Source organism: Flavobacterium sp., from assembly GCF_044377315.1.
Classification (GTDB): Bacteria; Bacteroidota; Bacteroidia; order Flavobacteriales; family Flavobacteriaceae; genus Flavobacterium.
Window position 1 is genome coordinate 33,966 of the sequence record NZ_JBILJG010000023.1, and the last position, 10,548, is coordinate 44,513.

General features: G+C 31.9%; 9 protein-coding genes and 2 pseudogenes. 7 read left to right on the plus strand and 4 right to left on the minus strand.

The genetic code is table 11. The features are described from left to right. The first annotated feature begins 120 nt into the window (after positions 1–120). The 6 genes and pseudogenes from ACIQ66_RS08495 to ACIQ66_RS08520 all read left to right on the plus strand — a co-directional run bounded on the left by ACIQ66_RS08495 (position 121) and on the right by ACIQ66_RS08520 (position 7,597). Positions 121–2,958, plus strand: coding sequence for a T9SS type A sorting domain-containing protein (locus ACIQ66_RS08495; RefSeq protein ID WP_396212374.1), 2,838 nt, complete (start codon positions 121–123; stop codon positions 2,956–2,958). Positions 2,959–3,052: 94 nt separating this feature from the next. Then, positions 3,053–4,042 (plus strand): annotated as a pseudogene (locus ACIQ66_RS08500) (glycosyltransferase); the annotation flags it as partial. Next, on the plus strand, positions 4,034–4,645 hold the full coding sequence (gene coaE / locus ACIQ66_RS08505; RefSeq protein WP_396212383.1) for a dephospho-CoA kinase: 612 nt from the start codon (positions 4,034–4,036) through the stop codon (positions 4,643–4,645). The pseudogene ACIQ66_RS08500 and the gene coaE, both read left to right, overlap by 9 nt. 71 nt (positions 4,646–4,716) lie before the next feature. Further along, positions 4,717–6,300 (plus strand): sensor histidine kinase, encoded by a 1,584-nt coding sequence (locus tag ACIQ66_RS08510; RefSeq protein WP_396212375.1) that lies wholly within the window; start codon positions 4,717–4,719, stop codon positions 6,298–6,300. Positions 6,301–6,306: 6 nt separating this feature from the next. Continuing rightward, entirely contained in the window at positions 6,307–7,011 is a 705-nt protein-coding gene (locus ACIQ66_RS08515; RefSeq protein WP_396212376.1) for a response regulator transcription factor, read from the plus strand. Positions 7,012–7,240: 229 nt separating this feature from the next. After that, positions 7,241–7,597: a hypothetical protein gene (locus ACIQ66_RS08520; RefSeq protein ID WP_396212377.1), complete on the plus strand. Its 357-nt coding sequence runs from the start codon at positions 7,241–7,243 to the stop codon at positions 7,595–7,597. 27 nt (positions 7,598–7,624) lie between these two features. Here the strand turns inward: ACIQ66_RS08520 and ACIQ66_RS08525 are convergent, their stop codons facing one another. After that, positions 7,625–7,846 carry a hypothetical protein gene (locus ACIQ66_RS08525; RefSeq protein WP_396212378.1) on the minus strand — a complete coding sequence of 74 codons (222 nt, stop codon included), beginning with the start codon at positions 7,844–7,846 and terminating at the stop codon, positions 7,625–7,627. A gap of 29 nt (positions 7,847–7,875) precedes the next feature. Between ACIQ66_RS08525 and ACIQ66_RS08530 the strand changes: the two genes are divergently transcribed. Beyond that, positions 7,876–8,484 (plus strand): YkgJ family cysteine cluster protein, encoded by a 609-nt coding sequence (locus tag ACIQ66_RS08530; protein ID WP_396212379.1) that lies wholly within the window; start codon positions 7,876–7,878, stop codon positions 8,482–8,484. Positions 8,485–8,500: 16 nt separating this feature from the next. Here ACIQ66_RS08530 and ACIQ66_RS08535 read toward each other — a convergent pair whose 3' ends face one another. From ACIQ66_RS08535 to ACIQ66_RS08545, 3 genes and pseudogenes are all read right to left on the minus strand, one after another. Beyond that, positions 8,501–8,992 (minus strand): GNAT family N-acetyltransferase, encoded by a 492-nt coding sequence (locus ACIQ66_RS08535; protein WP_396212380.1) that lies wholly within the window; start codon positions 8,990–8,992, stop codon positions 8,501–8,503. 1 nt (position 8,993) lies between these two features. Beyond that, a complete protein-coding gene (locus tag ACIQ66_RS08540; RefSeq protein WP_396212381.1) occupies positions 8,994–9,878 on the minus strand; it encodes a bifunctional 5,10-methylenetetrahydrofolate dehydrogenase/5,10-methenyltetrahydrofolate cyclohydrolase in 885 nt (294 codons plus the stop codon). Positions 9,879–9,963: 85 nt separating this feature from the next. Further along, a pseudogene (locus tag ACIQ66_RS08545) lies at positions 9,964–10,548 on the minus strand (signal recognition particle protein); the annotation flags it as partial.

The following is a 10,548-nucleotide window of genomic DNA, read 5'->3' on the forward strand; positions in this document are numbered from 1 at the left end:
ATATATTAAATTTCATGCATTTCAAGGTGTTTTTATCTATTTTTATTGAAATATTTTTTTTTAACATTTGTAGAACAAAATATTTTTATATATTGCAGACTATTAATCTAAATAAAAACTATGATGAAAAAATTTACTCTTCTAGTTACTATGTTGTTAGGTTTTCTAACAGTAAGTAACGCTCAAATTGGAGTGTCAGAAGGATTCAATGCTAGTACAACTGTACCTGCAGGCTGGGCAAATCCAAACACCTATTTTGTTTCAGCTACACAAGCTTGTAGTGGTAATTCTATTAGGAAGAACCTATACGATTCTGCTACTACAGCGGTACTTACAACTCCGAACTATGTTGGTGCGTCAAATGGAACTGACGTAACATTTTCTTTTGATTACAAAATTGTAAACTGGTCAGCGGCAACTGTTGCTACACCAGCTGGTTGGGGAAATACGCAAGTTCAATATTCAATTGATGCTGGCGGAACATGGACTACTGCCTACACTATTGATGACACCAATCATGTTGTTGCTAATACTTGTGCCAATGTTTCATTTACAATCCCATCTGGTGATGTTCCATCAGGATCTGACTTACAGTTCAGATTTAATAGTGCTTGGACTGCTGGTGACTACTATTTCTATCTCGACAACATTTCAATAAGTCAAGAAACTTCTTCTGTTCCAAACTGTGATGCTGCTTTAACATTTCCTATTAATGGTGCTACAAATGTTCAACTAAATACTTCTTTAGTATGGAGTGCAGCAACTGGAGTTGCCACTGGATATAACTTAACTGTTGGTTCTTCTCCAGGCGGGAATGATGTTTTAGCAACTACTGATGTAGGTAATGTTACTTCATATTCATTAACCGGATTAGCATTTGAAACTACTTATTATGTTTCGATAGTACCTTATAACTTAAATGGTGATGCAAGTGGCTGTACTGAATATAGTTTTACAACTATTCCTGTACCAGCACCAGGAAATTTATGTGAAAATCCAATCGTTGTAACATTACCATATACTACAACAGACAATACATCAAATTACGCTGATTTATTTTACGAAGGATCTCCAGGAGCAACTGGATGTGGAACTACAAATGGTTATTTGGGAGGAAATGATGTGGTTTATTCTTATACTGCTACTAATGATGGTACAATTAATATTGTAATGTCAACAACTGGCACTTGGTCAGGAATGTTTGTTTATGCTAATTGTGCTTCTATTGGCTCAGCATGTATAGGCGGCGGAAGCAATTCTGGTGAAGGTGGAGTAACTTTAAATGAGTTTCCAGTTGTATCAGGTCAAACATATTATATTGTAATTTCAACTTGGCCAGCTCCACAAACTTTAGCCTACACTCTAAACATTGTTGAAAACACATGTACTAATGCTACTGCAACCTATTCAGTAGTATCTGACTGTGATAATGGTCCACAATTTTTTGTAGATGTTAATGTTACTGACTTAGGAACAGCAAGTTCACTTACTATTTCTGATAATCAAGGGAGCGCTACTCAAAGTGCATCAGCAACGGGCGTTGTTCAATTTGGACCATATCCAAATGCAACTTCTGTAATATTTACAGTAACAAATGATCAAGATTCTAATTGTGTAGTTACTAGTACCTCTCAAACACAAGCGGTTTGTCCTCCATCAAATGATTTATGCTCAGGCGCAATTGATTTAGGTACTCAAACTTCTCCGCTTTCAGCATCAACAGTTGGTGCAACTAATAACAACACGCCTTCTTGTAGTTCAGGTCCATCACCTGATGTGTATTATTCTTTAGTAGTTCCGAATGGAGCAACTTTAACGATTGAACAAACAGTAAACAGCTATGATTCAGTAGTTAGTATGTTCTATGGCGATTGCTCTACTTCAACAGCTATTACATGTTATGACGATCCAGACACTCAAGTAAATACTTGGGCTAATACAACTGGTTCTGATCAAACTGTTTACTTTGTAGTAGATGGTTATGGTACTGCTGGACAATCTGGAACTTTTACATTAGCATGGTCTGTAGTAGCTTGTTCAAATGCAACTGCAACTTATACTGTAGTTTCAGATTGCGCAAATGCTCCACAATTTTTTGTAGATGTTAATGTAACAAACTTAGGAACTGCAACTTCTGTAACAATAGCAGACAATCAAAGTAGTGCATCTCAAAATGCATCTGCTACTGGTGTTGTTCAATTTGGTCCATATCCAAATGGTACATCTGTACTATTCACTATAGCAAACGACCAAGATGCGTCATGTACTATTACAAGTGCAGCCCAAACACAAGCAGTTTGCCCTCCAGATTGTGCAAACGCTACAGCTCTTGATTGTAATACTGATACAGTTGCAGATTTTATTGCTGGCCCAGGCGCATGGACTTTTCAAAGTGCTTTCCCAGGACCAGGAACAGGATGTAATTATACTACTCCGGGTGTCGAAAAAATGTATTCATTTACTCCAGCAACAACAGGAATTTATAATATAGAAGTTACTGCAGCTTCAACTACCAGTTATGTTGACTATTTATACAAAGATGCTAGTGGGTCATGCGACACAACAGGTTGGACTTGTATAGATGATATATATCAAACTGGAGTATATCCAATTGGAACATTAACTGCTGGAACAGAATACTTAATTTTATTAGATAGTGAAACAACAACAGCACTTAGCCAAACATTTAAAATTGTTTGTCCAAACTTAGCAACTGATACTTTTGACAATGCTAACTTTACATATAGACCAAACCCAGTTGTTGATGTATTAAACTTAGAATACAACAAAGCAATAACTAATGTTTCTGTTTATAACATAGTAGGTCAACAAGTAATTACTAAGACGGTTAATGCTAACATGTCTCAAGTAGATATGTCTGCTTTACCAAGCGGTACTTACATGGTGAAAGTTACTTCAAATAATGAAGTTAAAACTATAAAAGTGGTAAAAGAATAATTTACCCAAACATTGCTAATTTTAAAATCCGTCTCGTTGTAAAAACGAGGCGGATTTTTTTTATATTTGTAAAATTATAAAAACCAAACAACCCATGTTTTTTTCTATACTAATTCCTGTTTACAATCGACCTGATGAGATAGAAGAATTACTAGCTAGTTTGTTATCGTCTTCCTATAAAAAAGAATATGAAATAGTAATTATCGAAGATGGTTCAACAACCAAATGTGAAACAGTACTTGAGAAATTTAAAGGTAAACTAACTATTTCCTATTATTTTAAACCTAATTCGGGTCCTGGCGATTCGCGCAATTTTGGAATGAAGAAAGCAAAAGGTGACTACTTCATCATTTTTGATTCTGATTGTATTATTCCAGAAAATTATCTTGAAAATGTTGAAAAAGAATTAAGTTCAAATTTTGTTGATTTTTATGGAGGAAGTGATCGCGCATTAAAATCATTTTCTTCTATTCAAAAAGCTATTAACTTTACCATGACATCCTTTCTTACAACTGGAGGAATTAGAGGTGGGTCAGAAAAATTGGATAAATTTCAACCTCGTAGTTTTAATATGGGGATTTCAAAGAAAGCCTTTTTAGCTTCTAATGGCTTTGGTAATATTCATCCTGGCGAAGATCCCGATTTGACAATTCGTCTTTGGAAACTTGGATTTCAATCTCGACTTTTGAAAAACTGTTTTGTTTATCACAAAAGAAGAATTGATTGGGAAAAGTTTGAACTTCAAGTCTCAAAATTTGGAAAAGCAAGACCTATACTAAACAGTTGGCATCCAGAATATGCAAAATTCACCTACTGGTTCCCTTCGCTTTTTATTATTGGATTTTTTGCTTCTATCCTATTATTAGTTTTTGCAATTGATTTGCCTTTAAAACTATATTTCATTTATTTTTTATTAATTTTTCTTGTATCAAGTTTTCAAAATAGAAACTTACTAATTGGCTTTTATTCAATAAAAGCTGTTTGGAAACAATTTTATGGATATGGATTAAGGTTTATCGAATCATTTATAAAAATTAATCTTCTCAAAAAAAAGCCTGAAGATGCCTTTCCAGAATTGTTTTTTGACAAAACAAAAATTAAAACCAAAGTTGTTGGCATAACAGGAGGTATTGGAAGTGGAAAATCGGCAATTGCCAATTATATACAAACAAAAGGAATCCCAGTATATATTTCTGATGTCGAAGCCAAGAAGGTCATGGATTTTCCAGATGTTGTTGAAAAAATAATTTTCCTTTTAGGTAAAGAAATTACAGACAAATCAAACAATATTGACAGAAAAAAATTAGCAGAAGTTGTTTTTAATGATGCTGACAAACTGAAGCAACTAAATTCAATAGTGCATCCAGAAGTAAAAAAACATTATGAAAATTGGCTACAAGAGAATAACAACAATCCATTTGTTGTAAAAGAAACTGCCATCTTATTTGAAAGTGGAAGTTATAAAGATTGTGCTATAATTATAAACATTACTGCACCGCTAGAGACTCGCATTCAAAGAGTTATAGAAAGAGATAAAACTACAAAAGAAAAAGTTTTAAGTAGAATTAAAAATCAAATTACAGACGAAGAACGCAACTCCAAAAGCACTTTTGTAGTTGAAAACGTTGACTTAGAACTTGCAAAAAACAAAATTGACGAAATTCTCAAAACATTGTCAATTCAATAATTTTTCGTATTAATGTTAATGTTTGGTTAATCTATTCTTACGCTAATTGTTAAAATATTAAATTTGTAGGTATGAATAAGTTTTTCTTTCGGTTACTCGTACTATTGATGAGTTTATCTTTAATTGGGATAATCGTAGTTCAAGTATATTGGTTCAATACTTCTTTAAAAAACAATGATGAGCAATTTCGTTTTCATGTAGCACAAGTTATAGGAAACGTTTCTGAAAGAATTCAAAAAGAAGAAGCTTATAGTTTTATTGATAAGTACAAAAAACTTAAAGATAGCATAGGTAAAGATCCTGAAAGAAGTGATTTTTTAGAGTTTGGTTATTATCAAAGAAATTCTAAAACCAACGAAACAATTATTTATTCAAATAATATAATATCAGAAGATTTCAATTTATCATCATCGCTCTTTGACAAAAAAATTGACAGTATAAAATTAAAAAGTTTTTCTAGCAAAAGAACTACAGAAATTTATAATAATGCTAAAATTGATAATTCGAGTATTCAGCACAAAATTGCACCTGATGTAAAAATTCAGAAAACAGGAAACATGGCAATTTTAGACAATGCACAATTTGAAATATTTTTTAAAGATATTGCCGCAGTAAAACCAATTCAAGAAAGAATTTCAACTGAAAAGTTGAATGCACTATTGAAATTTTATCTTGACGAATATGATGTGAAAACACCATTTGAGTTTGGAATATATAGTAATGGACTTGCCACTAAAATAAAATCGGAAAAATTTCGTTATGAAAAGTCTAATACATCGACAATTCCAATTTTTACTGATAATGAAGGAAACAACAAATACCAATTAATGGTAAGTTTTCCGGAAAAAAAGAAGTTTTTATTTTCAGAATTAATCGGAATTACAGTTTTGTCAATAATATTTACATTAATTATCATAATTGCCTATTCAAGCGCGTTAAGCCAATTGATAAAACAACGTCAAATTTCTGAAATCAAAACCGATTTCATCAATAACATGACGCACGAATTTAAAACACCAATTGCTACAATCAACCTAGCTCTTGATGCCATCAAGAACCCAAAAGTTATTGATGACCATGAAAAAGTGAAGCGCTATTTGCAAATGATAAGAGATGAAAACAAAAGAATGCATGCGCAAGTTGAAAATGTTCTTAGAATTTCAAAACTTGAAAAGAGAGAATTAGAAATAAACAAAGAAAACAACAATGTTCACGATATAATTAAAGAAGCAATTGAACATGTTAATCTAATTATTGAAGACAGACAAGGAAAAATAATAACTCATTTGGATGCCACAAGAGCAACTGCTTTATTGAATGACGTTCATTTTACCAATGTAATTGTAAACATTTTAGATAATGCAATAAAATATTCGCCAAACAGCCCAATTATTGATCTTTACACCGAAAATGTAAAAGATTTTATTATTATAAAAATAAAAGATCATGGATTAGGAATGAGTAAAATAGCTCAAAAAAGAATTTTTGAAAAATTTTACAGAGAACATACCGGTGATATTCACAATGTTAAAGGACACGGATTAGGGTTGTCTTATGTAAAAAGGATTGTTGAAGATCACAATGCACAAATTTTCGTAGAAAGCGAAAAAGGAAAAGGAAGCACATTCATCATAAAATTACCACTAATAAACTAAAAAAAAATGGAAACTTTAAACAAAAAAATACTATTGGTCGAAGACGATCAAAATTTTGGAGCCATACTAAAAGATTACTTAATGCTAAATGATTTTGAAGTTGTGCTGGCAAAAAATGGTATGGAAGGTTTTGAAAAATTTAAAAAAGATACTTACGACTTATGCATCCTTGATGTAATGATGCCATATAAAGACGGTTATACATTAGCCAAAGAGATTAGAGAAAAAAATAAAGATGTACCAATTATTTTTCTTACAGCCAAATCAATGAAAGAAGATGTCTTAAAAGGATATAAAGTTGGCGCAGATGATTACCTAAACAAACCTTTTGACTCTGAAGTATTGCTAATGAAAATCAAAGCTATTATTCAACGTAAGTCATCTGAAGTGAAAAATGAACCTGTAAAATTTGAGTTTGAAATTGGAAAATTTCATCTTAATTCAAAGTTGCGTTTCTTAACCTTTCAAAACCAAGAGCCAATTAAATTATCTCCTAAAGAAAATGAATTGCTTAAAATGCTAGCATTATATGAAAATGATTTAATGCCAAGAGAATTAGCTCTTACAAAAATATGGAGAGATGACAATTACTTCACTTCAAGAAGCATGGATGTTTATATTGCTAAATTGAGAAAATACCTAAGACTTGATGAGAATGTAGAAGTGCTAAACATACATGGAGAAGGATTCAGGTTGGTAATAAAAAAATAATCTAATCTTAAAATAGTATAAAAAGATGTCGCTATGGCATCTTTTTTTTTGCTTAAATTACAAATTTTCAATTATTTAACCTAAACTTATAGATAAAATACCATTTCAACGACTTTCCAGGCATTTCGACGAAAATATTTTTTGAGGGATTTGAATTACTCTAGCTTTGCTTCGCTAATGAGAACTATGATTTCCCAAAAATTAGTTTTCTAACCTAAAGCCTACTATTATGAAAAAGTTTAATTTCTCAAGCTTACTATCATCATCTGCAATTCTTTTGTATTTTTTTATATTATCTAGTTCTACTATGATAAGTCAAACTATTTCAGAAACTACTAGTGTTGCATCGTTAATAGTTAATGCTGATGATGCTAAATTAACTTCTTCGAAAAGCGAGATTTCTGCAGAAACGAATTTTAACTTTGTTTCATGGTTTATGGGGACAAAACAAACAATTCAAGAAAACGTAATAAGCGATAAAGCATCTGCTAAAAAAATGTTAATTAATGCAAGAATAGCTCCTAACAGATTATTAATGAAAGCATTTCTTAAAAAAGCGCAAAATCAAATATCAAGCATAGCTTAGTACTACTTTATCTTAAGAATTAAGCTTTTAAATAAAGTAAAGTTTTACAACAGTTTTACCAAACATATTATAAGAAGCGTAAATTACTACAATTGTTTTTCCTACTCCATTTTTAAAATCAGTTTCAGTTAATCCATAAAATGAACTATTTTCTAAACTAGGATATACTGTTGTCCAATTTAGATTTAAGGAATTGACTCGCTTCTTTTTAAGTTTCAAAAAATAAAACCCTATTAAGCCATAAGCCATTTTTATAAGCGTAAATTAGACAAAAATTAATGTCTATAGAAAGCAAAGTGCGATTGGTTGAACAGTTATTTGATCGACTTGAGAATGAAATTACCGATTTTAAATCGCAAACAAACTTGCATTGTCTTTCTGGTTGTGGCAAATGTTGCTCTAAACCCGATATTGATGCTTCACCTTTAGAATTTTTGCCATGGGCATTCTATCTTTTTTTGAATGGCAAAGCCGAGTTTATGTTAAAGACACTAAACGAAAAGAAGATTTCTAATTGTCATTTGTACCAACCTCTTACATTAATTGATAGTTCAAACGGAAGTTGTAGAAACTATCGCTATCGCGGGTTAATATGTCGCCTTTTTGGTTATGCTGCCAGTCGAGATAAATTTGGAGAATTGAAATTAGCCACATGTAAAATCATAAAAGAAAACCAACAAGAAAACTTCAACAATACTGAAGAAGCTATTAGCAAAGGGCTTTATTTGCCGATATTTACAGATTATTACATGAATCTAACCCAAATAGATTTTAGGTTAGGTACAACCATTTTACCAATAAACGAAGCTCTAAAAGTAGCTATCAAAGAAGTTTTACATTACTATGCTTATCGACCACTTCCTGAAGGATTAGGAAATATTGCATGATAATTTTCAATACTAATTACAACTGCATTTCCATCACATAATCATCCATAACATATCCGTTTCCTATTTCGAAAACTTTTTCTTCAGTGATTTTAAATCCGTATTTAAGATAAAAATCTTTAGCATTGTTATGACGATTTACAGTAAGTTGCAAAAATTCATCATTCTCATTTATGGAAATTTCTTTGATGTAATCTATCAATTTTCGACCAATTCCTTTTCCTTGCATTTCGGGCAAAACGTAAAGTTTATGAATTTTGGTTTTAGCAGTTGCTTCCACATGCAATTCATAAGAAGCAAAACCAACAAAACGATTTACATCTTCTACTAGCAAAAATACTTTTCCGCTTTCCAATTGTTTTTTAAGCGATGAAAGGCTGTACATCATTTCCATCATATAGCCAAACTGTTCTTGAGAAAGGATAGAATTGTATGTTGCTGGCCAAATAATTTGTGCCAACTTTTGAACCTCAACAAGTTGTTCTCTAGTTGCTAACGAAATTATCATGCTATTTTTTTAATCGTTTTTGTTCTCTTGCTAAAAGTGTATTTTTTAGCAACATTGCGATTGTCATTGGTCCTACTCCACCAGGAACTGGTGTAATAAATGATGCTTTTTTAGAAACATTTTCATAGTCAACATCGCCAACAATTTTATATCCTTTTTCAGATGTTTCATCAGCAACACGTGTAATTCCAACATCAATTACAACTACATCATCTTTTACCATTTCGGCTTTTAGATAATTTGGAACACCAAGAGCTGTAATAATAATATCGGCTTGCGAGGTGATTTGGTTAATATTTTTAGTATGACTATGTGTTAAAGTTACCGTAGAATTTCCAGGAAAATGATTTCTTCCCATTAATATACTCATCGGACGACCAACAATATGACTTCTTCCAATAATTACAGTATGTTTACCATCAGTTGGAACGTTGTATCTTTCTAAAAGTTCTAAAATTCCAAAAGGTGTTGCTGGTATAAATGTGCTCATATCTAAAGCCATTTTTCCAAAATTTTCTGGGTGAAATCCATCAACGTCTTTACTTGGATCAATCGCATTAATAATACTTTGCGTATCTATTTGTTTTGGAAGTGGAAGTTGCACAATAAAACCATCGATATCATCATTTTGATTTAACTCTTTAACTTTTCTAAGTAGTTCATTTTCTGAAGTTGTGCTTGGCATTTTAACCAAAGTTGATTCAAAGCCAACTCTTTCACAAGCTTTTACTTTGCTACCAACGTAGGTCAAACTTGCACCATCATTTCCAACTATTATGGCTGCTAAATGTGGAACTTTTTCGCCATTGTCTTTCATTTTTTGAACTTCGGCAGCAATTTCAATTTTGATATCTTCTGATACTTTTTTTCCGTCTAGAATTTGCATGGTTTGTAGTTATTTAGTTGTGTTGTTTATAATATATTTTTATAATTTCAAATAAAAAAAGACGTGATAATTCACGTCTCGTTTTTTACATTTTTGGCATTCCACCTTTCATTCCAGCCATCATTTTCATCATGTTTTTTCCACCTGGACCTTGCATCATTTTCATCATTTTGCTCATTTGGTCAAACTGTTTCATTAGCTGGTTGACTTCTTCTATTTTTCTACCAGCACCTTTTGCAATTCTAGTCTTTCTTTTCACATCTATTAAAGCTGGCTTGCTTCTTTCTTTTGGCGTCATCGAAAAAATGATAGCCTCTATATGTTTGAAAGCGTCATCTTCAATTTCAACATCTTTCATGGCTTTTGAAGCGCCTGGTATCATTCCGACCAAGTCTTTCATATTACCCATTTTTTTAACTTGTTGAATTTGCGCTAAGAAATCATCAAACCCGAATTCATTTTTCGCAATTTTCTTTTGCAATTTTCTTGCTTCCTCCTCGTCATATTGCTCTTGTGCTCGTTCTACTAACGATACAACGTCACCCATTCCAAGAATACGTTCTGCCATACGATTTGGATAGAAAACATCGATAGCATCCATTTTTTCACCAGTTCCGACAAACTTAATTGGTTTATTTACAACCGATTTGATAGTAATAGCAGCTCCACC

Bases quoted from the DNA above. Each gene is read 5' to 3' on its own strand.
- ACIQ66_RS08520 (WP_396212377.1), top strand. From the start codon at position 7,241: ATGAAAAAGTTTAATTTCTCAAGCTTACTATCATCATCTGCAATTCTT.
- ACIQ66_RS08525 (WP_396212378.1), bottom strand. From the start codon at position 7,846: ATGGCTTATGGCTTAATAGGGTTTTATTTTTTGAAACTTAAAAAGAAG.
- ACIQ66_RS08510 (WP_396212375.1), top strand. From the start codon at position 4,717: ATGAATAAGTTTTTCTTTCGGTTACTCGTACTATTGATGAGTTTATCT.
- ACIQ66_RS08530 (WP_396212379.1), top strand. From the start codon at position 7,876: ATGTCTATAGAAAGCAAAGTGCGATTGGTTGAACAGTTATTTGATCGA.
- ACIQ66_RS08515 (WP_396212376.1), top strand. From the start codon at position 6,307: ATGGAAACTTTAAACAAAAAAATACTATTGGTCGAAGACGATCAAAAT.
- ACIQ66_RS08535 (WP_396212380.1), bottom strand. From the start codon at position 8,992: ATGATAATTTCGTTAGCAACTAGAGAACAACTTGTTGAGGTTCAAAAG.
- ACIQ66_RS08495 (WP_396212374.1), top strand. From the start codon at position 121: ATGATGAAAAAATTTACTCTTCTAGTTACTATGTTGTTAGGTTTTCTA.
- ACIQ66_RS08540 (WP_396212381.1), bottom strand. From the start codon at position 9,878: ATGCAAATTCTAGACGGAAAAAAAGTATCAGAAGATATCAAAATTGAA.